At 45.9% G+C, this 26,335-nt stretch carries 21 protein-coding genes; 18 read left to right on the plus strand and 3 right to left on the minus strand.

The features are described from left to right. The first annotated feature begins 27 nt into the window (after positions 1 to 27). The 6 genes from infB to BLR06_RS01885 all read left to right on the plus strand — a co-directional run bounded on the left by infB (position 28) and on the right by BLR06_RS01885 (position 6,550). The gene (gene infB / locus BLR06_RS01860; protein ID WP_092067719.1) at positions 28 to 2,667 is read left to right on the plus strand and encodes a translation initiation factor IF-2; all 2,640 of its coding nucleotides are present in this window, start codon (positions 28 to 30) and stop codon (positions 2,665 to 2,667) included. A 29-nt stretch (positions 2,668 to 2,696) separates the two neighbouring features. Beyond that, positions 2,697 to 3,053 carry a 30S ribosome-binding factor RbfA gene (rbfA, locus tag BLR06_RS01865; protein ID WP_092067721.1) on the plus strand — a complete coding sequence of 119 codons (357 nt, stop codon included), beginning with the start codon at positions 2,697 to 2,699 and terminating at the stop codon, positions 3,051 to 3,053. A gap of 1 nt (position 3,054) precedes the next feature. Next, positions 3,055 to 4,011: a DHH family phosphoesterase gene (locus BLR06_RS01870; RefSeq protein ID WP_092067723.1), complete on the plus strand. Its 957-nt coding sequence runs from the start codon at positions 3,055 to 3,057 to the stop codon at positions 4,009 to 4,011. Then, complete coding sequence (truB, locus tag BLR06_RS01875) at positions 4,004 to 4,867, plus strand: tRNA pseudouridine(55) synthase TruB (RefSeq protein ID WP_092067725.1); 864 nt, start codon at positions 4,004 to 4,006, stop codon at positions 4,865 to 4,867. Before BLR06_RS01870 ends, truB begins: the two co-directional genes overlap by 8 nt. A 43-nt stretch (positions 4,868 to 4,910) precedes the next feature. After that, positions 4,911 to 5,828 carry a bifunctional riboflavin kinase/FAD synthetase gene (locus tag BLR06_RS01880; protein ID WP_092067727.1) on the plus strand — a complete coding sequence of 306 codons (918 nt, stop codon included), beginning with the start codon at positions 4,911 to 4,913 and terminating at the stop codon, positions 5,826 to 5,828. 203 nt (positions 5,829 to 6,031) lie between these two features. After that, entirely contained in the window at positions 6,032 to 6,550 is a 519-nt protein-coding gene (locus BLR06_RS01885; RefSeq protein ID WP_092067729.1) for a hypothetical protein, read from the plus strand. Positions 6,551 to 6,592: 42 nt separating this feature from the next. On the opposite strand, the gene nadC is transcribed toward BLR06_RS01885, so the two are convergent. The 3 genes from nadC to nadA are packed head-to-tail and all read right to left on the minus strand — an operon-like array spanning position 6,593 to position 9,664. Beyond that, entirely contained in the window at positions 6,593 to 7,432 is an 840-nt protein-coding gene (nadC, locus tag BLR06_RS01890; protein WP_092067731.1) for a carboxylating nicotinate-nucleotide diphosphorylase, read from the minus strand. Further along, a complete protein-coding gene (locus BLR06_RS01895; RefSeq protein ID WP_173812526.1) occupies positions 7,413 to 8,735 on the minus strand; it encodes an L-aspartate oxidase in 1,323 nt (440 codons plus the stop codon). The genes nadC and BLR06_RS01895 overlap by 20 nt, the downstream gene beginning before the upstream one ends. A gap of 20 nt (positions 8,736 to 8,755) precedes the next feature. Further along, positions 8,756 to 9,664, minus strand: coding sequence for a quinolinate synthase NadA (nadA, locus tag BLR06_RS01900; RefSeq protein WP_092067735.1), 909 nt, complete (start codon positions 9,662 to 9,664; stop codon positions 8,756 to 8,758). 191 nt (positions 9,665 to 9,855) lie between these two features. Between nadA and BLR06_RS01905 the strand changes: the two genes are divergently transcribed. The 12 genes from BLR06_RS01905 (at position 9,856) to BLR06_RS01960 (ending at position 26,320) form a co-directional block, all read left to right on the plus strand. Then, the gene (locus tag BLR06_RS01905; protein WP_173812528.1) at positions 9,856 to 10,722 is read left to right on the plus strand and encodes an NUDIX hydrolase; all 867 of its coding nucleotides are present in this window, start codon (positions 9,856 to 9,858) and stop codon (positions 10,720 to 10,722) included. A gap of 191 nt (positions 10,723 to 10,913) precedes the next feature. Next, positions 10,914 to 11,180 (plus strand): 30S ribosomal protein S15, encoded by a 267-nt coding sequence (rpsO, locus tag BLR06_RS01910; RefSeq protein ID WP_092067739.1) that lies wholly within the window; start codon positions 10,914 to 10,916, stop codon positions 11,178 to 11,180. Between the two features lie 133 nt (positions 11,181 to 11,313). Then, positions 11,314 to 13,419 carry a polyribonucleotide nucleotidyltransferase gene (locus BLR06_RS01915; RefSeq protein WP_092067741.1) on the plus strand — a complete coding sequence of 702 codons (2,106 nt, stop codon included), beginning with the start codon at positions 11,314 to 11,316 and terminating at the stop codon, positions 13,417 to 13,419. A 331-nt stretch (positions 13,420 to 13,750) separates the two neighbouring features. Further along, on the plus strand, positions 13,751 to 14,371 hold the full coding sequence (locus BLR06_RS01920) for a superoxide dismutase (protein WP_092067743.1): 621 nt from the start codon (positions 13,751 to 13,753) through the stop codon (positions 14,369 to 14,371). Between the two features lie 531 nt (positions 14,372 to 14,902). Beyond that, the gene (locus BLR06_RS19385; RefSeq protein ID WP_173812539.1) at positions 14,903 to 15,067 is read left to right on the plus strand and encodes a hypothetical protein; all 165 of its coding nucleotides are present in this window, start codon (positions 14,903 to 14,905) and stop codon (positions 15,065 to 15,067) included. A 659-nt stretch (positions 15,068 to 15,726) separates the two neighbouring features. Beyond that, positions 15,727 to 17,724 (plus strand): EAL domain-containing protein, encoded by a 1,998-nt coding sequence (locus tag BLR06_RS01925; RefSeq protein ID WP_173812541.1) that lies wholly within the window; start codon positions 15,727 to 15,729, stop codon positions 17,722 to 17,724. A gap of 92 nt (positions 17,725 to 17,816) precedes the next feature. Continuing rightward, positions 17,817 to 19,511: a circadian clock protein KaiC gene (kaiC, locus tag BLR06_RS01930; protein WP_092067747.1), complete on the plus strand. Its 1,695-nt coding sequence runs from the start codon at positions 17,817 to 17,819 to the stop codon at positions 19,509 to 19,511. Between the two features lie 301 nt (positions 19,512 to 19,812). After that, complete coding sequence (locus BLR06_RS01935) at positions 19,813 to 20,241, plus strand: Fur family transcriptional regulator (RefSeq protein WP_092067749.1); 429 nt, start codon at positions 19,813 to 19,815, stop codon at positions 20,239 to 20,241. A 230-nt stretch (positions 20,242 to 20,471) separates the two neighbouring features. Then, positions 20,472 to 22,664 (plus strand): catalase/peroxidase HPI, encoded by a 2,193-nt coding sequence (gene katG, locus BLR06_RS01940; RefSeq protein WP_092067750.1) that lies wholly within the window; start codon positions 20,472 to 20,474, stop codon positions 22,662 to 22,664. A 758-nt stretch (positions 22,665 to 23,422) separates the two neighbouring features. Continuing rightward, on the plus strand, positions 23,423 to 24,607 hold the full coding sequence (locus tag BLR06_RS01945) for a DNA glycosylase AlkZ-like family protein (RefSeq protein ID WP_092067752.1): 1,185 nt from the start codon (positions 23,423 to 23,425) through the stop codon (positions 24,605 to 24,607). Further along, on the plus strand, positions 24,559 to 25,248 hold the full coding sequence (locus tag BLR06_RS01950; RefSeq protein ID WP_092067754.1) for a PhzF family phenazine biosynthesis protein: 690 nt from the start codon (positions 24,559 to 24,561) through the stop codon (positions 25,246 to 25,248). Before BLR06_RS01945 ends, BLR06_RS01950 begins: the two co-directional genes overlap by 49 nt. A gap of 361 nt (positions 25,249 to 25,609) precedes the next feature. Next, positions 25,610 to 26,320, plus strand: coding sequence for a polysaccharide deacetylase family protein (locus tag BLR06_RS01960; RefSeq protein ID WP_245698036.1), 711 nt, complete (start codon positions 25,610 to 25,612; stop codon positions 26,318 to 26,320). Positions 26,321 to 26,335 lie beyond the last annotated feature (15 nt).

Below are 26,335 nucleotides of genomic sequence, written 5' to 3' on the forward strand. Positions count from 1 at the left end.
GGAGAGAAGAAAAGTGGGGGTGGATCAATGTCCAAATATAGAGTCTATGAGTTAGCTAAAGAATTTAATACCAGCAGCAAAGTAATTCTTGATATTTTAGCCCGTAACAATGTAACGGCTAAAAATCATATGAGTAATGTAGGAGAGGAGGCTAAGTCTGTGATCAACAGAACATTCGCCCATAAAATTGAAGCCTCTGAACCTATAGCGCCCAAAGTCGGTCCGGCCGATCAGGCCAAAGGCCAGGGAAATGAGGAGCGCACCGCGCCCAGGGATATACGCCCCAAGCCGCAGGGGGATAACAGACCGCAGCATTCCGGCGGAAGTTATCAAAACCGTCCGAACCAGCAGCAAGGTTCAAATTACCAGCATCGTCCCAATCAGCAGCAGGGCTTTAACCAGCAAAACAGGCCCAATCAACAAAACAGGCCTAATCAGCAAAACAGGCTTAATCAGCCGCAGCAGGGAGCTAATCCGCAAAACAGGCCCAACCAGGGAGCTGGGCAACAAAATAGGCCGAATCAGCAGCAAAACAGGCCAACCCAACAGGGCCGTCCCAATCAGCTGCAACAGCAGCGTCCGGGCTTCAATAACCGGAATCAGCAAGCCGGCCAAAACAATCCGGCCAACTTTTCCCATAACCGGCCGGCAAATGCCGCACCCAATACCCAGCAGGCAAGACCGAACAATACCCGTCCGCCGTTTCAGAGAAATGACCAGCAAAGACCGGCAAACACCGGTGGAAATTCCCAGTTCAGAGGTCCGCAGAATGCCGGCCAGGCTAAACCTAACAGTAATTTTGCTAAAAAACCACAGTATGGTTCCAACCGCAATCACCGTTCCAATCAGCAAAACCGTTCGCAGGCCGGCCCAAATCAGCACCGGCAGGCGCCGCCCAAAATGGAGCCGCCGAAGCCGAAAGTGATCAAATTGGGCGGCCCGGTAACGGTAAAAGAATTTGCCTCTAAAATGGGCCGTGAAGTAAGTGAAGTCATTAAAAAGCTAATGATGCTGGGCGTTATGGCTACCATCAATCAGGAAGTTGATATGGATACCGCAGTCATTTTAGCCGGTGAATTTGGCGTTACGGTTCAGGAATTGCCGCCGGAGGAAGATCCGACGGAAATTGCCGAAATTATTGACGATCCGGCTGATTTAGTGCCAAGATCACCGGTAGTTACCGTCATGGGCCATGTCGACCATGGGAAAACCTCACTGCTTGATGCAATTCGCAAGACCCATGTTACTACCCAGGAAGCAGGCGGGATCACCCAGCATATCGGCGCTTACCAGGTGGTAAACCAAGGACGTAAAATCGTATTTTTAGATACCCCCGGCCATGAAGCCTTTACTGCAATGCGGGCGCGCGGCGCTCAGGTAACCGACATTGCCATTTTGGTAGTGGCTGCCGACGATGGTGTTATGCCGCAAACAATTGAAGCCATTAATCACGCCAAATCGGCCAAAGTTCCAATTATTGTTGCGGTGAATAAAATGGACCGTGAAGGAGCCAACCCCGACCGGGTAAAACAACAGCTTTCCGACCATGGTTTAGTCCCCGAAGACTGGGGCGGCGATACCATTATGGTACCTGTATCGGCGCATAAGAAAACCGGGATTACTGAACTATTGGAAATGATTGGCCTGATCGCTGAAATGCAGGAGCTAAAGGCAAATCCGAACCGGTCGGCGCAGGGTACGATCGTTGAAGCTCAGTTAGATAAAGGCCGCGGACCGGTGGCTACTGTTTTAATTCAAAATGGTACGCTGCAAATCGGTGATTCAATCATTGCCGGAACGGCATATGGAAAAGTCCGGGCAATGGTAAATGACCGCGGTGAAAAAGTCAAGAAAGCCGGTCCTTCCACCCCGGTTGAGGTATTGGGGCTGGCTGACGTTCCGGCGGCCGGCGATGTTTTACTGGCTGTTGATGAAAAAACGGCCCGGGCTGTGGCCGAAAAACGGATTGCCAAAAAACGGACGGAGGAAATGGCCCATTCCCAAAAAGTTTCCCTTGACGATTTGTTTAAACAAATTCAGGAAGGCAACATCAAAGATCTCAACATTGTTGTCAAAGCTGATGTTCAGGGTTCCATTGAAGCTCTGCGTCAAGCCTTGCTCAATCTGAACAATAACAAAGAAGTCCGGGTCAACATCGTTCATGCCGGCGTAGGCGCAATCAATGAATCCGATGTCATGCTGTCGTCAGCGGCCAATGCCCTGATTATCGGCTTTAACGTACGGCCTGACGCCAATGCCCGGAAATTGGCTGAAACCGAAAAAATAGATATTCGAACTTACCGGGTTATTTATGAGGCCATCAACGATGTGGAGGCTGCAATGACCGGTATGCTGGCGCCGGAATTCAAGGAAGCAGCGCAAGGCCGGGTGGAAATCAGGCAGGTATTCAGCTTCTCCAAAGGGATTGTGGCCGGGTCCTATGTTTTGGAAGGTAAAATAACAAACTCTTCCAAGATTAGAATTATTCGCGGCGGTATTGTCGTTCATGAAGGTGAACTGGAATCTCTGCGCCGGTTTAAGGATGATGTAAAAGAAGTCGCCGCCGGGTATGAATGCGGTATCACCATTGACAAATTCCGAGACATTAAAGAGGGCGACATTATCGAAGCCTATACAATGGAAGAAGTTAAACGGACCCATAGTTAATACAGGTAATATTGAACGGAGGGGTTAGAATGGGACAACTCCGAGTTGAAAAAGTTCAGGAGTTTATTAAACAGGAAGCAAGCAAAATTATTTTAAATGAGCTAAAAGATCCCCGGATCGGCTTTGTTACCGTAACGCAGGTTGAAGCGACCGGCGATCTGCACAGCGCCAAAATCTACGTCAGCCTGATGGGCAGTGATGAGCAGAAAGCGTCCACTTGGGCCGGACTGCAAAAAGCTCAGGGCTATATCCGCAGCGAAATAGGCAAAAGAATCCGGCTGAGATTTACGCCCGAGCTTTCTTTTGAGCTTGATGAATCGCTGGATTACAGCGTCAAAATCCAGGAACTGCTGATTAAAATAAAAGAGGAAGAGGCCAATCAGTAATATGGAAATTACGCTTGAAAGTACTGCTGAGCTGCTGCTTCAGCATGCCAATATCGTGGTTACCGCTCATATTCATCCGGATGGGGACAGTCTGGGCTCAATGCTGGCATTGTCCGCCTACCTGACTGCGGCCGGCAAAAACGTACGGCTGCTGCTGGATGATGAAATTCCGAAGTTATACGGCTTTCTGCCTGGTATCAATGCTATTGAACAGCCTGATTCACGCAAAATAAAAGCTGATCTCTTAGTCATTCTTGATGCCAGTGATCTCGAAAGAATCGGGCGGGTGAAAGATGCGGTTGATGCGCCGATTTTAAATATTGATCACCATGTTTCCAATACAAAGTTTGCCGACTATTTATTTTTAGACAGTAGATCGGCAGCAACCGGGGAGATCATTTTACGTTTGCTCAAATTCTTGAAGGCCGACATTACCGCGGCAATTGCAACCAGCTTATATACGGCGATTGCCACTGATTGCGGTTTTTTCCGGTATGCCAACACTTCGGCCGACACGATGCGATATTGCGCCGAGCTGATTGACTGTGGCGTAAAGCCTCATTTGATATCGGAAGAGCTTGAATCCAAACCGTTGTCCAGCATCGTCAATCTATCCAAAATCCTGGAAACGCTTGATTTGTTTTATGATGGAAAAATTGCCACAATCACCGTTACGGCAGAGACCATGGCGGATAATGAAAGTACCGAAGGGTTCATCAACTACCCCCGTATTATCGAGGGAGTCGAGGTTGCTATTATGTTTAAAGCGGCTGATAACGCAACTTGCCGGGTAAGCATGCGCTCTAAACGCCTTGATGTCAGCAAACTGGCTTTATCCTTCGGCGGCGGCGGTCATGCCAAGGCTGCAGGCTGTACGCTGAACGGCAGTTTAGCTGAAGTTAAGGCAAAAGTAGTTGCAGCGGCAATAAAAGAGCTGCAGGGAATGAAGCATGGTTAGCGGCTTTATTAACGTATTAAAACCTCCCGGCATGACTTCACATGATGCTGTTTCCTTTATTCGGAGAACGTATGGTCTAAAGCGGGTTGGTCATGCCGGAACACTTGATCCGGCAGCGGCCGGAGTACTCCCGGTGGCCCTGGGACAAGCCACCAGACTAATCGAATATACCACTGCCGCAGATAAAGCTTACCGGGCCGAACTGACGCTGGGCTATGCTACCGACACCGGGGATACGACCGGCCGGATCATCAGCCGGAAAGCCGTCGACATGCCGGCTGAGTCGCAGATTCTTAATGCTTTTGCAGCTCTTACCGGCAGGATTGAACAAATTCCGCCAATGCATTCGGCCATCAAAATTGGCGGCAAAAAATTATATGAATTGGCGCGCGCCGGAGTTACAGTTGACCGGCAGCCGCGCATTGTTGATATTGTCAAACTGTCTTTGCTTAGCGCTGCCAAGCATACCATTTTGTTTGACGTTACCTGTTCCAAGGGAACTTATATCAGAACGCTGTGCAGTGACATCGGGGCCAGACTGGCAGCCCCTGCAGTCATGTCGTTGTTAATCCGGACCAAGGTTGGCCCGTTTTTGCTGGCTGATTCCTTTACAGTGGAAGAAATTGCCGAACAACCGGCAGCAGCCCTGTTACCCGCCGATGCAGCCCTGGGGCATATTGCAGTGCTCAAGCTGTCGGACAGCCAGTCCCAGAAGTTCCTCTACGGCCAAACTTTTTCCTGTCCGGGCAGCGATCAGGAGTTAGTAAGAGTCTATGACCACAATGACGGCTTCCTTGGCTTGGGGAAACGATCAGCCAATTTACTGGCGCCTGTGAAAGTTATGTCGTTGTTGTAGTGTCTGTTGCTGCGGTACCTTATGTCTAAGAGGAGAATTTTATATGCAGATATTTACCACTGTCACAAAATTGTGCGATAAATATTCCAATATTGCAGTAGCTTTGGGTACTTTCGACGGTATTCATATCGGACATCAAGCGGTTATCGGTAAAGCGGTCGCTTTAGCCGGCCAGAGCGGCGGTACCAGCGTTGTTTTTACCTTCAGCAATCATCCTCTGTCCATCATCGCTCCCGAACGTTGTCCCGACCGGATCATTGGCAATGGCGATAAAGCCGAGCTGCTGAAACGATTGGGTGTCGATATTTTATTAAATATTCCCTTTACGCCGGAGTTATTAAAATACTCACCTGAGCAATTTATTGATTTATTGCAGACCAACCTGCAGCCTAAACATATCGTTGTTGGTCCGAATTATTCGTTTGGCTATAAAAGTCTGGGTAATCCGGATCTTTTGACCAGAGCCGGCCGGGAAAAGAACTTTACGGTTGAAGTGCAGCCGGCAATATACCTGGATGGCCTGCTGGTCAGCAGTACATTAATCCGGCAGCTCATTGCCGGAGGCAAGGTTGAGGAAAGCGCCCGCCTGTTAGGCCGGCCTTTTAAATTGAGAGGCGAGGTCATTAACGGCAACCAGCGGGGCCGGCTGCTGGGCTTCCCGACGGCCAATTTAAATCTGCCTGAAAAATATGCCATCCCCGATAATGGCGTATACGCAGTACGCACACATTATTGCTCCTCCATTTATCATTCCGTTGCCAATATCGGGATAAATCCGACGTTTCAAGGCGTAGAACGCCATATTGAAGTACACTTGCTGGATTTTAACGGCGACTTGTATGGCCAGATGATCGAGGTGGAATTTTTACACAAGATAAGATCCGAACAGTCTTTCAGCAGTGTGGAGCAGCTGGTGGAACAAATTAAACTGGATATTGAAGCCGCCCGGCAGTATGAGTAACTAATCAGCCCACAGCCGGCGGCATGGATTACTTTTTCTTTTGGAGCAAGAGGAAAATGGCTGGGCCTGTAATTTCCGAAGTCTGTGATACAAGAACAACAGTGCTTGCGCATTTTGCGTAGACACTGTTGTTATGACTTTAGGCAGTCTGAGTGTTTGTTTATTGGGATAATTTCAGTTAGATTGGATGTAGGCGGTGCGATATGACTGCTATTATATTAATGATTGGTCTGGCTTTAACGTTAGGTTTGGTTGTATTTACTATTAAGATGGGAAAATTGATTTTTGCAGCGCCAATCATTGCAGCGAATATGCAAAAAGGTCAAACCATAAAGCTTGAAGCAGGAAAGTACGGTCTTTGGGGTGAAACAAAGGCTTATAAACTAAATCGCTTATTGCTTGAAAATCCAATACTTCTAAATGCAAGGTCTGAAAAAATCCCTATGCGCTATAGTCTAAGTGGTACAACTTCTGTATCTTGGAGCAGTGTTGGACGCAGGTTATTGTATACGTTTTCAGTTTCATCAGGTGAATTTACCTTCGATATAGAAGACAAACCTTACCTAAAACTTCCCATACCTCATCCAGACACAGTTGGGGGCGTGTATTATTTTATTAGAAAGAAAGCGTCAATTTGGTGTTATACCGGGTTTAGCCTTGGTATGTTCGGCTCAATATCCAGTCTTATTGCAACAGTGGTTCTTTCAGCAATCTTCAGCTAAAGGAATGATAGAGAGACGGTCGGAGCCGATTTTTGGCAACCCTTAAATGACGCTCTGCTTTTTCCGCAGGCTGAGATCCAGTGATGAATAAGAGTGTGTAAGTGCGCCGCTGGATATGTAATCAACCCCAATATTGCCAAGCTGGCCCAGCTGCTGCAGGCCAATGCCGCCGGAGCATTCGGTAACGGCCTTGCCGCCAATGGCCAGGACGGCTTTTTTCATCGTCTCGATCTCCATATTATCCAGCATAATGATATCCGCACCTGCCGCCAGCGCTTCATCTACCATCGCCAGGGTTTCAACCTCAACTTCAATTTTGCGCATAGCGCCATAGCGGCCCCGGACCCGCGCCACAGCTTCGCGGATACTGCCAACCGCGGCGATATGATTATCTTTAATCAAAATCCCGTCTGAAAGGCTAAAACGGTGATTATGGCCGCCGCCTACGGCTACGGCATATTTCTCCAGATAACGAAGTCCCGGGGTTGTCTTTCTTGTATCCAGCAATTTGGTGCGACTGCCGGCGAGGGCATTTACATATTGTCTGGTTAAGGTCGCAATGCCGCTAAGCCGCTGAATAAAGTTCAACGCCGTGCGTTCTCCCTTCAACAGGTTGACCGCATTTCCGGTTATGACGCCCAGCTCCTGGCCTTGCTGAACCTCCGTTCCGTCCTGGCAGAAGAAGCGGCAGTTAACTTGGCCCAGCAGGGTATAAACCCGGTTAAACACTTCAAGCCCGGCGATAATGCCGCTTTCTTTCGCAATAAGCACCGCTTCCAGTACCGCATCAGCAGCCAGCAGCGACTCAGATGTAATATCGCCGTAGGGGAAATCCTCGGCAAAGGCCTTGGTGATTAATTCATCAATAATCGCGTAATTCATGCTGTATACCTCCATTTTTACTGAGCAATAATGCCTGAACCAGCCTTGCCCGATACCGGTCATCCGCCAGTTCAGCGTAAACCACCGGCTGCAATGGCTGATCCGGACGGCCGGCGGGAATAGAGCGGTTAATATCCCGGGCAGCCTCTGCCCCGTACACCAGAGCTTCCAGCAGGGAATTGCTGGCCAGGCGATTTGCCCCATGGACGCCGCTGCAGGCGACTTCGCCGATGGCATACAGGGCAGGCAGAGCTGTTCTGCCCTGTAAGTCAATCCGTATGCCGCCCATATGATAATGCTGAGCCGGAGTTACCGGCACCGGCTGCTGCGTTAAATCATAACCCGCCAGGAGGCAGGTATGAAAAATATGGGGGAAGCGTTCTTTAACATAAGCGGCTTCTTTGTGGGAAATGTCCAGATAAACATGCGGCGTGTCCGGGTGTTTTCGCTGCTCAGCCCAAATTGCGGCTGCTACCGTATCACGCGGCAGCAATTCGTTGACAAACCGCTGCTTGTCAAGATTGAATAAATAGGCTCCTTCACCCCGGACTGACTCGGAGATAAGAAAGCGCCGCCCGGAATCAGAAGAAGCTTCGTATAAAGCGGTAGGGTGGAATTGAATATACCCCAGATCCTTGCAGGCAATATCATGCTTACCGGCGATCGCGAGGGCATCGCCGGTTGCCGTAGGCTGGTTGGTGGAATGTTTAAAGAGTCCGCCGATTCCGCCGCAGGCCAACACCGTTGTATGGCTGAGCACGGTAAATGTTTGACCATTTTTATTCACTAGTACGCCGGTGCAGCTCCGGCCCCGAGTTCCCGAAGATTCGAGGATATCAATCATGGCGGTATGTTCCCACAGGGTAATATTGGCGCGTTTCTGGACGCCCGCAATCAGCGTTTCAACCAGATGCTCACCGGTTTTATCATCGGCGTAAGCAATGCGGCGAATGCTGTGTCCGCCTTCCCTGGTATAACGCAATTGCTGGTTTTGCCTGGTAAAGGGCATTTGCAAGGCCAATAAGTCCGCAATCACGCCTTCAGCGCGATTGGCCAGCAGAGTTATCGCGCTGAGATTATTTTTCTTTTGCCCTGCCTGTAAAGTATCGGCGATAAAAGCCGCCTTATCAGCCTGATCCACAATCGTGCTGATGCCGCCTTGCGCCAGATAAGAGTTGCATTCCCTTAGCTCCGTCCTGCTGATCAGCAGGACCCGCAGCAGCGGATTGAGCTGTAGTGCACAGTACAAACCGGCCGCACCGGAGCCGACAATAATGACATCGAATTCATGCGGTTGATTCACAAAGATTTCTCCCTTCGAGGCTAGTTTGCCAGCAGATGCATCTTTTCCAGACAGCCTGCCGCCTGCCGCCTGATCGCCCCGTCAATTTCAATTGCATTGGCCTCATCCTCCAATACCCACAGCACATTTTCAAGATTTGTTTTTTTCATATTTACACAAATCATTGGCAGCTGATCAGGAAAATAGAAATTTTTCCGGGGATTTTGTTTTTCCAGCTCATAGCGGATGCCCTCTTCGGTAATAATAATGACCTCCGTGGCCGGCGAGCTTCCGGCATAGCTTAGAATAGCTCCGGTACTGCCAATGAAATCGGCCAGGGCCAGAACTTCCTTACGGCACTCCGGATGGGCAGCCACAGGTGCGTGAGGGTGTTTTTGTTTAAGACTCAGCACAAATTCAGGCATAACCCGGTGATGAACGATGCAATAACCGGGGTAGCTAATGAACTCTTTATCAGGACACTGACCTGCTAGGTAGGAAGATAAATTCTGGTCAGGCAAAAAGATAATTTTACGCTGAGGCAGCCTGCGGATAATGCTTAGGGCGTTGGCTGAGGTAACGCATACATCGCACAGAGCCTTGACTTCGGCTGTTGAGTTAATATAGCAGACGACAGCAGCATCAGGATGCTTTTCCCTGAGCCGCAGAATCTTTTCAACACGGGCCATATTGGCCATTGGACAGCCGGCCTGGGCGGCGGACAACAGTATTTTTTTATGAGGCGATAATATCTTCGCCGATTCGGCCATAAAATGCACGCCGCAAAAGACAATGAGTTCCTGATCAACTTGTCTGGCTATTTTACTTAAATAATACGAATCGCCAACGTAGTCGGCTATTTGCTGTATTTCCGGGCGTTGATAAAAATGGGCCAGAATAACGGCATTTTTCGTTTGCTTTAGCGCTGTTATTTTAGCTTCAATCGTCATTCAATCAGTCCCTTCAAAGATATTATTAAGTTGATATTATCAATTAGATAATATCAACTTAATAATATCTTATATGGAGGATAAGCCATTTGTCAATCCTTTTTATCGGCGAGCCTCATTAGCCTAATTTCATTGCATAAACGCTCGAAATCAGTTAATATATTCGTATGAAATACAAAAGAGGTCAACCCATGAATTTAAATACCAAGGATTTTTTGATTACTGTCAATTTAGCCCTGTTCAAGGTGGATGAAGTAAAAAGCGCCAGTGTAAAAAAGCTGCCGCAAAAAGAACTGATGGTGCTCTTGGAAAAACGAAAGCGGGCGCCGTATGAAGATTGCTGGTTATTTCCTTACGGGTTTGTGCATATTGACGAAAGCCTGGATCAGGCTGTGTACCGGGAGTTAAAGGAAAAAACAAGTCTGGAAAATATCTACTTTGAGCAATTATATACCTGGGGGGCAGTGGAGCGGGACCCCACAGCCAGAGTGATTGCCACCTCTTATATGGCTATCGCCCAGAAAGATTATATTAAAAACCAGGCCATTGATGAACGCGACGATTTGAAATGGTTCAGCGTCAACAAGCGCCTGGTAGCCGTGAATAAGCCTTCCGACATGCAGATGGTCTCTCGCTATATTGTTTCTTTGTATAACCGGGAGGATGACATTACGATTTCTTATCAGGTGATTGAAGATATTACGGCAGATGGATTTGAAAAAAGGTCCAAATACACGTACGAGCCCTGCAGCGACAGCCGGGAACTGATGGCTTACGATCATATAAAAATCCTGGATTATGCATTGGACAGAATTAAAAACAAAGTAATGTACACGAATATTGCTTTTGGCTTAATCCCGGAGTATTTTACCTTGACAGAACTGCAGCAGGTTTATGAGATCATGCTGGGTAAAGAACTCACCAAGCCTAATTTTCGCCGCTGGATCAGTAAAAAAGTAGAAGAAACGCAAGAAACCAAAAAAGCCGGCGCCCATCGTCCGCCTAAGCTTTACCGCCTAAAGAAATCCTCGATCATCGAAGACCAGGAGCTGTTTTAATCAGCTTTGGCTCTGACGAGGTATGCGGCTGGCAGCGGAAAATGCGGCGCCTCTACGCCTTTACAGGACGGTTTGCTTATGTTAAAATAGTATAGATGTGGAAATCCACATCATCAACCGTGGCTAGGGGATCGATACTCCGACGTTGTCTTGGCCAGCGGGGATACTTTAGAATAAAGGAGGTGCCCAGTGTGCTGACAGTTGATCAAAAGCAGCAGCTTATTGAAAAATATCGTGTTCATGAGTCCGATACCGGTTCTCCTGAAGTACAGATTGCTATTTTGACTGAGCGTATTAACTATCTGACAAATCATTTGAAAGAACATAAAAAGGATCATCATTCGCGTCGCGGCCTTTTAAAAATGGTTGGTCAGCGCAGAGGTTTATTAAATTATCTGCGGAATAATGATATTGAACGGTATCGTACAATCATTGGCAAACTCAATCTGCGGAAATAATGAAAGCGGGCTTACCCCCCGCTTTTTTTATTTTTCAAGGTTAATGCCTGATAAAAAAGGAAATAATAAAAAAAATGTCGAAGTGATATTCTTGGAAAAGAATAGGGGATCGAAACGAGGAGGAAAACAAAATATGCATAGTTTTGAAATGGAGCTAGGCGGCAGGCCACTGAGTATTGAGTCCGGCAAGCTGGCAAAACAGGCTGGCGGCGCGGTGCTGGTCCGTTACGGCGACACAGCGGTACTCGTTACTGCCACTGCTTCAGCTGAACCACGGGAAGGAATAGACTTTTTTCCCTTAACTGTGGATTATGAGGAAAAATTATATTCTGTTGGTAAAATTCCCGGTGGTTTTATTAAGCGTGAAGGACGTCCCAGTGAATCGGCAATTTTATCCGGCCGCCTGATTGACCGTCCAATTCGTCCGCTGTTTGCCGATGGATTTCGCAACGATGTTCAAGTGGTGGCAACAGTATTATCAGTAGATCAGAATAACCCTCCTGATATACCGGCGATGATTGGCGCTTCTTGCGCACTGTGCATTTCAGATATACCTTTTGACGGCCCGATTGGCGGTGTCCGAATTGGTAGAATCGACGGTAAATTTATCATTAATCCTACCGTTGCCGAGCAGGAGAAAAGCGAATTAAATCTTGTCGTTGCGGGCACCAAAGATGCAGTCATCATGGTTGAGGCCGGGGCTGACGAATTGCCGGAGGAGATTATTTTAGCGGCAATATCCTTTGGGCATGAGGTTATTCGCACCATTATTGATTTTCAACTGAATATTATTGCGGCGATCGGCAAGCCCAAACGGGATATTAAATTGTTCGAAGTAACAGCAGATATCGATACTGCCGTCCGGGAATATGCTACCGAAAAACTGAATGCCGCCGTTCGCAATCCGGATAAGCTGGAACGGGAAGCGCAAATCAGCACTGTAAAAAAAGCGGCAGCCGAATATTTTACCGATATTTTTCCCGACCAGGGCAAGCAGATTCAATATGTTCTTCAAAAAGTACTTAAAAAAATTGTTCGTAAAATGATTACCGTAGAAAAAATCCGTCCGGACGGGCGTGCGCTGGAAGAAGTGCGTCCAATCACCTGCGCGGTCAATCTGCTGGCCCGTACGCATGGTTCCGGCTTATTCACCCGCGGGCAAACCCAGGTGCTTACCGTAACCACGCTGGGCGCAATTGGCGATGAGCAAATATTGGACGGACTTGGTGTGGAAGACTCCAAACGCTATATGCATCATTACAATTTCCCCTCCTACAGTGTTGGTGAAACCAGACCGTCCCGTGGTCCGGGCCGCCGGGAAATTGGCCATGGCGCTCTGGCTGAACGGGCATTGGTGCCGGTGATTCCGAATGAAAGCGATTTCCCTTATACGATCCGGCTGGTATCTGAAGTCCTTGAATCAAACGGATCTTCTTCCATGGGCAGCGTCTGCGGCAGCACACTATCCCTAATGGACGCCGGCGTACCGATTAAACGGCCGGTTTCCGGAGTTGCCATGGGGCTGGTTAAAGATGGCGGGGATTATTCCATTCTGACCGATATCCAGGGGATGGAAGACGCCCTGGGCGATATGGACTTTAAAGTCGCCGGTACAACCAAAGGGGTAACCGCCATTCAGATGGATATCAAAATTGCCGGCATTACCAAGGAAATTCTGACGGCAGCCCTGGAGCAGGCCAAACGCGGTCGCAGCCACATTTTGAATATCATGCTGGAAACCATCAGTACGCCTCGACCGGAGTTGTCGCCATATGCTCCCCGGATCATTACAATGGAAATTCATCCTGATAAAATCCGGGATGTCATTGGGCCAGGCGGCAAAACCATTAAGAAAATTATTGACGAAACCGGTGTTACCATAGATATTGAAGATGATGGCAAAGTATTTATCGCCGCAGTTGATGTCGAAGCCGGCCAAAAAGCAATCCGGATTATTGAAAGTCTGGTTCGCGAGGTCGAAGTGGGCACTACCTATACGGGCAAAGTTACCCGCCTTATGAACTTCGGGGCGTTTGTGGAAATACTGCCCGGCAAGGAAGGCCTTGTTCACATATCGCAGCTGGCGCTGGAACGGGTTGCCAAAGTTGAAGATGTCGTAAAAACAGGAGATGAAATTACAGTCAAGGTAACTGAAATTGATCGTCAGGGCCGGATCAATTTGTCCCGCAAGGAATTGCTAAAAGCTGAAGCCAACAATGAATCTCCCAAAACAACCTGAACATAAACCTCACGGTTTATGTTTTTTTTTACTTAAGCCAGTGAAAGCAGGGGAATTCTACACTTCATAAATCTCCCTTCCATATGGCCGGCGTCGCCCAAATCCGGCATTTTACCCAGACAATTGCAGCAGCTGTGTTGAAGATCTGAGCTTGGTATAAGAATGCCCCAAGTCCGGAACCGCAGGCCGGGGAAGTGCGGTTTCATTGTAAAAATAATTATTATTAACAAAAATTATTTTTTTAATAAAAACTACTTGATTATTTCCGAGCGAAATAGTATGATATAAACAAATCAAGAATCAGTGTTCAGAACTGAAGGAGGTTTGTGATATGAAACAGGTGGAATTAAACTATACTTTTGAGGCTTTGGAGCCTTTTATTGACGAAGTAACGATGCGGACTCATTATGAGAAGCATCATGCGACCTATACCAATAACTTTAATGCAACGCTGGCAAAGCTGCCGGAGTTGTCCGGTAAAACAGATGCTCAAATTCTGGCGGACTTGAACGCGATTGCCGATGCAGGACTGCGAACGGCCATCCAAAACAACGGGGGCGGTTTTTACAATCATAACTTGTACTTCTCGACGATTTCCCCTGACGGCGGCAAGGAACCGGCCGGGACGCTGGCCGGACAGATACAGCGCGAGTTTGGCAGTTTTACTGAATTCAGGGAAAAAATATCGTCTGCCGCCATCGGACGGTTCGGCTCCGGCTGGGCCTGGCTTTCCAGCGATGCAGCCGGCAAACTGATAATTACTTCAACCCCCAATCAGGATAACCCGCTGATGGAATCGTCCGGCAAGTTGACGCCTATTCTGGGAATTGATGTGTGGGAGCACGCGTATTACCTGAAATATAAGAACTTGCGGGCCGATTATGTCAAAGCCTTTTTTGAAGTCATCGACTGGCGGGAAGTTGCCAAACGTTATGAATTGTCCGTTCGTTAAAGATGGTGATGTAATATATTAACCGCAAACATCGTCAAACAGTTATTCCCAATTGGCTTAGGTCAGGGAGCTGTTTGACGATGTTTTTTTATCACTACTGCCGCGTCACGGCAATGAAAAATAAAAGATCAGGCAGGTCAACTGTATAGTTGAGTTTTGCTTTGTAGGGAAAACTGATGAAGAAATCTCCTTCATGTGTACCGCTGATTTTGTTCCTGCTCAAGCAAGTACAAGCGAAGAACGACCGGAAAGGTTTTAGAATTAAGGCATTGATTTATATATGAACCTGGCTCATAACAGGAATTTGCTGCTGAATAGATTTATGTGAGTCTATGTTGCCGAACAAGACAATTTGTCCTAAATAATAGGTAAAAAGACTCAAGGATTTTACCGGGTTTTTATAGAAATAACTAACTTATATATTATTTTTGGGTAGGTACCCGACTGCTATTTTCCCGCAGCCTGGAGCTTAATATGATACTTTGCATCAACAGTTTTATGACGAATGGAGGAGAGGAGGAGAACAAATCGATGCTTGACATTATTGGAGGAATGATTGGCGTTTACTTTTTAATTGCTATGCTGTCTCTTTTTGCCTATATTATTTTCAAAAAAGGGAACTGGAAAAAATCTCTTTTACATATCGGCATATCTGTTGTTTTGTTGACTATTACTGTTGTTGCTAGCATTCAGTAAGTTTGAATCGGACGATTGCATTTTAGAAAAAGCCGGCCGTTTCTATTCTGACTGGAATTTAGCAAAAAGCCAATTGCAATTGTTGACTCAAGACAAAAACCAGCCGAGACGTGCTGATGGTCCAGAACTCAGAAATTCTCTCGGGATAACAAAGCAAGCGTTGGTAAGCAGGTGAACTTAGGGCGGATTTTCAAATTCTTGAATTTAGAGGAGAAAAAACATAACATCTAAACCATTAAACAGAACAGTCCGTCTCGAACTGTTCTGTTTAATTCATTCACATGCTGCTTTGCGCTAACCATCATCAGGCGGATTAAATACTCTTGCCAAGGTTGAAATAAAAAAGGTTTTTTGTCGTATTTTGACGAACTCATTCATAAAGTTGCTGCAGCAACAGCGGAAGCCCAATGGCTGCCAATTGCTTCAGCAGGCCAGCATTTGACCAAAAGTCAAGTACATAAACGAACCCCATCACGGGTAGCCATAAAGATTAGTACAAAATTCATTTGAATGAGAATCACTTGGCACTGGTGATCTTTTGGGTAGTTGCTTTTGGACTCCTAAGGCGGTTGCTTTCCTTGCCTGTCGCCGAATTTGATATATGGATATAGGTGTGTATGCGGACTGAACGGTCTGTCGAAAGGATGATTAATCTAGGAATGAAGGCGAAAAAAGATATGCATGGTGATCAATCCGTGGAAGAAATCGGAGTCTTAAAATTATATATTTTGGGTCAGTCCCAGAAATCCGTAAAGGCGTTGGCTAATCTCCAGAAAATTAGCGAGAACAACCTAAGAGAAAAATATTTTATAGAAATTTGTGATTTAGCAATCCATCCTGAAAAAGCAAAGCAGGATAAAATTTTGGCAATACCTACTTTAGTCAAGCGTTATCCACCCCCTGTTACGAAAATAATCGGAGATCTGTCGGATACGGAAAAGGTCCTGTGCATACTGAATGAGGCTGATCATACCCATCACAATGTCGAGGCTGATCATACATACCGCATTATTGTCGAAGAAATGCTGGAAGGCTTTGTGACGCTTGATGAAGACGGTTTTATTCTTTTCTGTAACAAAGCTTTTTCCAATATGATGGGGAACAAGCCGCAAGCGGTGGTCGGAACCTCCATTACCAATATGATTACGATTCCTGACAGAGCCGAAGTGGAAAGTTTTCTAAAAAATAAACAACGGAATTTGCGGCAGGAAATAAATCTATTTACGGATTCAAAGAATAACATACCGGTGCTGGTGTCGGCCAGCCGACTGGATTGGAATGGCAATAAAATTGTCTGTATGCTGTTTACTGATCTCACTGCGCAAAAAGATGCCGAGATCACTGTCAAGAGAAAAGAGGAAATCATTACTCGAATGGCCTATTTCGACAGCTTGACCGATCTTCCCAACCGGATCTTATTTATGGACAAGCTAGGAACTGCTATAAGAGAGGCCGAAAGATCGGGTGATAAGTTAGCGGTCATCTTTATTGATCTGGACAATTTTAAAAGAGTTAATGATACAATGGGCCATGAAGCAGGGGATTTGTTACTCAAAGAGATTGGTATCCGCTTCCGGAGGAATATCCGGAAAGCGGATATCTTATCCCGCATGGGAGGCGATGAATTTGCAATTCTTACGCATACAAAGTCGGGGATTAAGGAAGCGGATGAGCTAGGGCGCAGGTTAATTAAAGTCGCCAGTCAGCCCTGTACCATAAACAATACAACCCATGTGTTAAGCGCCAGCATCGGGATCGCAATCTATCCTGATAATGGCTATACAGAAGAGGAACTGCTGAATAATGCCGATACGGCGATGTATAAAGCAAAAGCCCAGGGAAAAAACAAATGTTGCCTGTTCGACGATTCCATGAGAGAGGAAGTGATGAAAAGAGCCTGCATGGAAGGATACTTGCGGGACGCTTTAAATCAAAATGAGCTGACGGTTTTTTTTCAACCCCAGTTTGAAATTGAAACAGGGGTTCTACGGGGAATGGAGGCTTTGCTGCGCTGGAATAGCAAGCAATTAGGAAATGTTCCGCCAAGTCAGTTTATTCCCATTGCCGAGGAAAACCGTTTAATTCATCAGTACGGCAAATGGATGCTCAGACATGCCTGCCGGAAAAACAGGGAATGGCAGAATAAAGGGTTGCCTCAAATTAAGATTGCGGTGAACATATCGCCCAGAGAGCTGGAACAGGATTGCTTTGTGGAGCAGGTAATTGCCATTTTGCGGGAAACCGGGTTGGAGGCCCGCTACCTGGAACTTGAGATTACGGAAAGCCTAATGATCAATGGTGATGTAAAAGCTATCGATAAACTGGAAGAATTGAAAAAAGCAGGGGTGGGTATTGTGCTGGATGACTTTGGCACTGGCTATTCATCCTTAAGCTATCTCAACAGTTTGCCGATCCAAATATTAAAAATTGACAAAAGTTTTATTACTAATCTGCAACGTAAAGAAAGTGATATCAGTCTGGTTAAGGCAATCATTTCCCTGGCTCACAATCTTGGATTGAGGGTTGTGGCTGAAGGGGTGGAAAACACCGGACAGGTTAATATCCTTAAAGAGTGCCGGTGCGACTTCACCCAGGGCTTTCTTTATTCCCCGCCGGTAGATGAAAAGATGGCGGAAGAAATTTTAAAAAATCAATAAAGGAAGCCTGTCATCTTTCTGATTCATGGCTACGAATTGCGTAACGGTCATTGGAAAAAAGATATTTTTAAGAAAATAAGGAGTAGTAGTATATGGAACCAACTGTTATCCAACGGAATCATTGTTTACAAAAAACACCAACTGGAATTCAGGGCTTCGACGAAATTACATATGGCGGCTTGCCGCGGGGACGGGCGGCGCTGGTTTGCGGTGCGGCTGGATGTGGCAAGACGCTGTTTGCTATGCAGTTTCTCGTAAACGGCGCAGTTGTGTATAACGAGCCAGGCGTCTTTATGTCGTTTGAAGAAAATGAGACCGAACTTGCCGAGAATTTCGCCTCTCTCGGCTTGGATTTGAATGAGCTTTCCGAACAAAACAAAATCCTCATGGATCATGTATTTATTGACAGAAGTAAAATTGTCGAAAACGGTGAATATGATTTGGAAGGACTTTTCGTACGTCTTGATGCCGCCATAAATTCTATTGGCGCCAAGCGGGTAGTTCTGGACACCATTGAAGCACTGTTTTCTTGTTTGAATGATACGAAAATATTACGGGCCGAACTTCGCCGGCTGTTTCGTTGGTTGAAGGAAAAAGGCGTTACGACGATAATAACCGGTGAGCGGGGACCTGATGCTCTGACCCGTCATGGAATCGAGGAATATGTTTCCGACTGTGTAATCGTGCTGGATCATACGGTTGTCGACAACATCTCAACCCGGCATGTAAGTATTGTAAAATATCGTGGTTCTGCCCATGGAACCAATGAATACCCTTTCCTCATTGATGAATATGGCATTTGTATTATGCCGATAACTTCGGTAGAACTTGATGCGGTTGCTTCCACGGACCGGATTTCCACCGGAGTTCCGCGGTTAGACACCATGCTTGGCGCCGATGGCTTTTATGTTGGCAGCAGTGTTCTGATTTCCGGAACCGCAGGGACGGGGAAGACGACATTGGCTGCTCACATGGTGAATGCAGCTTGTTGCCGGGGGGAGAAGAGCTTATATTTTGCCCTTGAAGAATCACCCAATCAAATTATTCGCAATATCAGATCGGTGGGGATTGATTTGCAGCAATGGGTGGATCAGGATTTGCTGTATTTTTTGGCAGCCAGGCCCACCTGCTTTGGCTTAGAAATGCACCTAGTAACAATGTATAAAAAGATTATTGAAATTAACCCGCGTCTGGTCATCGTTGATTCCATGTCAGACCTGGTCGCGATGGGGAGTGCAAAGGATGTCAAAAGTATGCTTACCCGGTTGCTTGATTTTCTTAAGCACAAGCAAATTACTCTCATCTTACTGGAATTATCAACAGAAAACAGTATGGAGCAAACTAAGGTGGGCATGTCCTCGCTGGCTGATACATGGATTGCGCTGCGCGATATTGAGTTTGGCGGCGAGCGCAATCGCGGCCTTTATATTTTAAAATCGCGCGGCATGGCTCACTCTAATCAGATCAGAGAGTTTGTTCTTACTGAGCGAGGAATCAATTTATTGGATGTATACACCGGCCCGGATGGGGTATTAACCGGCTCCGCTCGCCTTACACAAGAGGCTAAAGAGAAGGCTGCGCGGTTGCAGCGTCAACATGATATTGAACGCAGGCGTCAGGACATTGAGCGGAAACGTAAGAAGGCGGAAGCGACAATATCAGAAATACAAACTTCTTTTGAGGCTGAAAAAGCCGAGCTGGAAAGTTTGATAATGCAAGGAGAAGAGGAATTAGAAATGCTTGCCAGGGGGAACGAACAAATTGCCCTAATGCGTAAAGCTGACTAGTGTCTTGCAAAACGGTCTATTTCGCATTTCACACTCCGCAAACGGTTAGCACGTTTGCAGGCCGTGGGACAAAGAAACAGCGACTGATACATGACGGCATACTTAATAGAAAAATATTGTCAAATCTCTGCCGATTTTTGTACTAATTTGGCAGGGGTTTGTTATTATTTTGGGAATAAAGAATATTAAAGCATAAACGATGAAGAGGCTTATTGACAGTTGAAAAAAATGAAATTATAATAAATTTATAATAATTATAATTTCAGAATGTTTCTATTGATAACCTGGATGAGGTGAGAATATGCGCAATTCATCGCCCGAGTTCGCAAAGCGCCTGCAACGCAAAAATATCCGGCCAACTTATCCCAGGATAAAGGTGTTGGAATACCTTGCAGCTAAAATGTCCCATCCCACCGTTGATGAGATATATAGTTATCTGGTAAAAGAAATACCGACCTTGTCTAGGACTACGGTGTACAACACTTTAAAAATTTTCGTGGATGCCGGCTTGGCTAAAATTGTTGCTATCGAGGAAAATGAGCTGCGATACGATGTGATTATGCACAAGCATGGACACTTCAAATGTGAGTCTTGTGCGAAAATATACGATTTTGCCTTAGATATTGAGGCCTTACAAGCCGAAGAATTGACCCATTTTAAGATAAAGGAAAAAAACGTCCTTTTTTACGGTATTTGTCCGCAATGCAATAAAGAGCAGGAAGAAGACTGATGCAGCATACTGGTGCAGGTATCTATTGCAGTGTTACCGGCAGAAACAATGTTTTACCGATAACCCGGTAGTCATGCCCAGGTAATGATATGCCAAATGATTAAAAAGGAGGGTAGCAAAAAAGGAACAGGCCGAAGTGACCACCTTATAGTATATGGGATAAGGTAGTGGATATGGCTATACTTTCAATATCACAGTAAATAAATTCATTGGCGAGAGGAGCGATTTTCATGGGGACTGACAACAAGTGTCCGGTAACGGGCAGAACCAGCAAACAGGTAATTGGCGGGGGAACATCAAACCGAGATTGGTGGCCGAACCAGCTGAACCTTAAAATACTGCATCAGCATTCCTCCCTGTCGAATCCGATGGGCGAGACCTTCAACTACGCAGAAGAGTTCAAGAAGCTTGACCTTGCTGCCCTGAAAAAGGATCTATATGCGCTGATGACTGACTCGCAGGATTGGTGGCCTGCCGATTACGGTCACTATGGACCGCTCTTTATCCGGATGGCGTGGCACAGTGCAGGTACATACCGCACGGGGGATGGCCGCGGCGGTGCAGGAAACGGGACCCAACGCTTTGCGCCGCTTAACAGCTGGCCGGACAATGTGAACCTTGACAAGGCCCGCCGTTTACTCTGGCCAATCAAGCAGAAATACGGCCGGAAGATCTCCTGGGCCGATCTGATGATTCTCGCCGGAAATTGCGCTCTGGAGTCGATGGGAGTCAAGACATTTGGCTTTGCTGGAGGACGCGAGGACGTCTGGGAACCGGAAGAGGACATTTATTGGGGTTCTGAGACCGAGTGGCTGGGCGATAAACGCTATTCCGGCGACCGTGAACTTGAGAATCCGCTGGCCGCCGTGCAGATGGGGCTGATCTATGTGAATCCGGAAGGGCCGAACGGCAACCCGGATCCAGTCGCCTCCGGCCGCGATGTCCGGGAGACTTTCGCCCGGATGGCCATGAACGACGAAGAAACTGTTGCACTCATCGCAGGCGGTCACACCTTCGGAAAATGTCACGGCGCCGGCAGTGCGTCCCATGTCGGTCCTGAACCTGAGGCCGCAGGCATTGAAGAACAGGGTCTTGGCTGGAAGAGCAGTTTTGGCAGCGGCAAAGGCGGCGATACGATTGGCGGCGGCATTGAGGGCGCCTGGAAGCCGAATCCGACCAAATGGGACATGGGCTATCTGAAGGTATTACTAAAATACGAGTATGAGCTGGTCAAGAGCCCGGCCGGTGCTCACCAGTGGCTGGCAAAGGACGTGGCGGAAGAGGACCTGGTGGTTGACGCGCACAATCCGTCGAAGAAGCACCGGCCGATGATGACCACAGCCGATCTTTCCCTTCGCTACGATCCGATCTACGAACCGATCGCCCGTTACTACCAGCAAAACCCCGAAAAATTTGCGGATGCCTTTGCCCGTGCATGGTTCAAGCTAACCCACCGCGATATGGGTCCACGTTCACGCTATCTTGGTCCGGAGGTTCCTGCGGAAGAACTTATTTGGCAGGATCCCGTTCCCGCGGTTACTCATATATTAATTGACGAGCAGGACATCGCCGACCTCAAAGGCAAGATCCTCGCTTCAGGCCTATCTGTTGCTCAACTGGTTTCGACGGCTTGGGCATCAGCGGCCACGTTCCGCGGTTCCGACAAACGCGGCGGCGCGAACGGGGCCCGCATTCGTCTCGCTCCGCAGAAGGATTGGGAAGTTAACCAGCCAGCTCAATTAAAGGCTGTATTACAAATTTTTGAGGGGATTCAAAAGCAGTTCAATAACGCTCAGTCTGAAGGGAAACTGGTTTCGCTCGCTGACCTGATTGTTTTGGGCGGCTGCGCGGGTGTGGAGCAAGCCGCGAAGAATGCCGGCTACGAAGTGACCGTTCCCTTTACGCCCGGACGCACCGATGCGACCCAGGAGCAAACCGATGCAGGGACATTTACCGTGCTTGAGCCGGTTGCGGACGGATTTCGCAACTACCTCAAAACGAAGTATGCTGTACCGGCCGAGGAATTGCTGGTTGATCGGGCGCAATTGCTGACACTGACCGGGCCTGAGATGACGGTTCTCGTTGGCGGCATGCGCGCCCTGAATGCCAACTTCGGACAGTCCCGACACGGCGTCTTTACCAAGCGTCCAGAGGCCCTTACCAATGACTTCTTCGTTAACCTGCTCGATATGAGCACGACCTGGAAGGCGGCCTCGGAAGACGCCGATATTTTTGAAGGTCGTGATCGCGCCACAGGTGAACTTAAGTGGACCGGCACCCGTGTCGATCTCATCTTCGGCTCGAATTCCCAGCTCCGGGCCTTTGCGGAAGTCTATGGTTGTCAGGATTCCCAGGAGAAGTTCCTGTATGACTTTGTAGCGGCGTGGAACAAGGTTATGAATCTTGACCGCTTCGAGCTATAAGCAACATCTGAGCGCGGCGTTTCAGTGCAATCTGAAACGCCGCCTTTTTGCGTAAGGGAATACTATACCCCGAAGCATTCAAGGTATCCTGATATTTTTGAATAGGATTTGAAAGTTGTAATTCCCTCGTCAATCAGGATATTTTTGAATTGACGCCCGGTCTGAATGATACGATGATTATTCTACCGGATGACAGTTATTCTTGTGCTAATAGCAGCACAGTTTGCTTAAAATATCATTTTTATCTTCAATTTTTATTATTAAGTTTAGGTTTCTAAATTTTTTTAATAATTTGTAAAATTGCTTGTAATTTATTGTAAAATAGTATATATTACACATTGTAATAAATTACATATATGGTAGTTTTTTAAAATGTTAGCTGATTAGTAAAAATACTGAAGGCTTTGCTTTTATAGCATTGCCTTCAGTATTTTTTATGAATTCTATATCGACTTTGATATAGACTATTTATTCACGCAGACTAAAAAAAATATAGAAAATAGTTTACAGTTACCCAGTTTTCATTATAGTTTAGCACAAACATTTTTCAAATTGAAAAGCTTTTCACATGCAAATATAGAATATAAAATTGCATGTAATCAGCATCAAAGTAATTATATTTACCGATATTGTTATGCACAAAATAAGCTCTATTTAAAAAGAAAACATGAAGCTAAAGAAATTTTATTGGATCTAATGACAAAACCATTATCCATAAGATACAAAAAAATGATCAGCCAAAGGATCGATTTTTAATCATGAAAAATTATTATATAAATATTCAAACTGCAAGAAAATATCTGCTTTTAAAGCATAATTTATTGAGTGATTATGTTTTTAATGAGGACGAAGAAAGTATAATTAAATGTATTAGAAATTTGCACTGCATCCAATATGATCCCATTGATATTTGTGGAAAAAATGCCAACTTAGTCTTAAATGCGCGATGCGCTAATTATTCCACAGACCGCCTGGCCTCTTTACTATACAAGCAACATGTTCTTATGGATTATTGGGATAAAAATATGTCTATAATCTTAACAGATGACTGGCCTTATTTTAAAAAAATTCAGTATAGAGCTGAAGAAATATGTCAATCTATGCATGACATATCAGATGTTCTCGCAATGTTTGAAGAAAAACAAGCTATAAAAACTTCAATTATTATAGCGTATATATTACAAAAACTTGGATCTTTAAAAAATGCGAGATTATATTTACATTATCTATGGGTGAGTGGCAAAATAAGCATTGTTGCAAGAAAGAATGAAGCAAAGTATTACTCTCTAACTAGGAATACTGTTCCGGAAAATATTATTAATTTGCCAGATCCGTTCAGAGATTTTCGCGAGTATTATAAGTGGCAATTACTAAGACGTATTAAATCAGTTGGAATGTTGCGGAATAGAAATTCAGATGCCTTTTTGGGAATTTCTAATTTTTCAGCATCGATAAGAAACACGGCAATTAAAACGCTCTTTTCTGAAAACAAACTTGTTGAATGCAATATAAGTAATTCTTCCGAATATCTGTACATTTCAATAACCGATGAAGAAATTCTGCAAAAAGCTATTTCAAATGAATATTACGAACCCAGAATCGAATTTTTAGGACCCTTAGATAACTTATTATGGGACAGAAAATTAATTAAAATGATATTCGATTTTGATTACAAATGGGAAATCTATATACCTAAAGACAAACGAATATATTCTCCGTATACGATTCCAATCATATACAATGATTGTTTTGCAGGCAGGATGGGTGTAATGAAAAGCAAGGATAAAGCTGTTTTGATACTGGATCATTTCTGGCCGGAAAAAGAAAAGTATAAATCTATACTGGATTCAAGTCAATTTATTAAGCGCTTTAAACAATTCGCCGCCTTTAATGGTTGTACAGAATTCAAAATAAAACCAAGCGGCGTTTCAGCCATGCTTTAGTTACGGTGGTTAAAAAAGGACAAGGACCTCAGATTGTTTTTGAAGAAGAAGTTGGCGCTGTACCTGTTAGGGTGAAAAGAGAAGGGGAGCAGCTGTATGCTGAACTTACAACTGCTCAAGAGCCGGAGTTCAAATCATGTACAGCCAGCTTGAGCGATCTTGCTGCAATTTTTTCGCTGTCTGAAACAGCTGTTGTTGTCAAGGATTATGCTATTAAAGCGGTGAGTTGCGGACTGCCGTTTCTCTTTGTTCCGGTTAAGTCCGTACAAGAAATGCAGCGAATAAAAGTAAACCCGTTAAAATGGAAAGAGTGTTTGAAGAATCAGTGGGAACAACAAATTTATCTGTTTACCGATGAGGCGATCAATGTAGATTGTCAGTTCCATGCCCGTATGTTTGCAGCTGACATAGGTTTTGGTGAAGATCCTGCCACTGGTTCTGCCGCGGCCTCTTTTGCCGGTTATCTTGGCCAATTCTCTACCTTTACCGATGGGCCTATTTGTCTGGCAATTGAGCAAGGAATGGAAATGGGGCGTCCAAGTAAGCTGTTTGGCCGGGCGGAAAAAAAACATGGTGTAGTTAGTAAAATTCGCGTAGGGGGTTATAGCGTACTTGTAGCGCAAGGAGTATTGACAATATAAATCAGAATTACTCCGGCTAAAGTACACATATACACTACATAATTGGGCTATAGCAAGACATTAATGCGATAACCCGGCATTTTATCCATAATATTAGCCTGACGTCCCCCTGTCAAAAGAGGAAGGTGAATGTTATTTACCTCACCTGTCAAATTGTAAATAAAGAAAAAGCTGCCCCTTATGAGGCGGTGAAAAAGGTCTTTCAGTAAGCCTTCGGCAATCATCAGGCCATTTAGGCCACTCGAAGGCCGGGGCCGCAAACTTGCATTTGCTAAATATGTTTCATGAAATTCCCATCTCTTTAATACACTGGTAAAAAGCAATAAATCATTGCAGTCAGGAGTGATTGCCATTGAGATGGATGATTGTTACCCGGGTAAGACAGTGGTATGTAATCTTTGCCGCCGGTGTGTTTTTAACCATAGCGATGCTGGCCGGCCTGCTTCAGCCGTTGCTCAGTACGACAACGAGCAGTCAAAATAAAATTCAGCCAATTTTTCACGGCAGCATTGCCGAACCGAAAGTTGCCTTTGCCTGCAATGTGTTCTGGGGTGAGGAATTTTTGCCTGATATGCTGCAGACTTTAGCCGCCAACAATATCCACATTACTTTTTTTATCGGCGGCAGCTGGGCGAAAAAGTATCCTGAATTATTAGCGGACATTGCCAATAAAGGACACGAGCTGGGCAATCATACTTACAGTCATCCCCATCCCAACGCCATAAGCAAGGAGCAGAATAAAGAACAAATTCAAAAAACGGAAACACTGGTTAAAGAAATAACAGGGTTAACAACCAAGCTCTATGCCCCTCCCTATGGTGAATACAATGATATGGTGCTTAATGCAGCCAATGAGCTTGGCTATACAACCATCATGTGGAGCATTGACACCATTGACTGGAAACGGCCGCCGCCGGATGTTCTTAAACAGCGGGTAACCAAAAAAATACACAACGGAGCCATTATTTTGATGCATCCCACTGCGCCGACCGCCAAAGCTTTGCCAGATCTCATTAAAGAAATCAATCAATCAGGCTATACCATAACCACGGTATCTGATATACTAAAATAGGAAAAACAGGCAGAA

The organism is Dendrosporobacter quercicolus (assembly GCF_900104455.1).
GTDB classification, from domain to species: Bacteria; Bacillota; Negativicutes; order DSM-1736; family Dendrosporobacteraceae; genus Dendrosporobacter; species Dendrosporobacter quercicolus.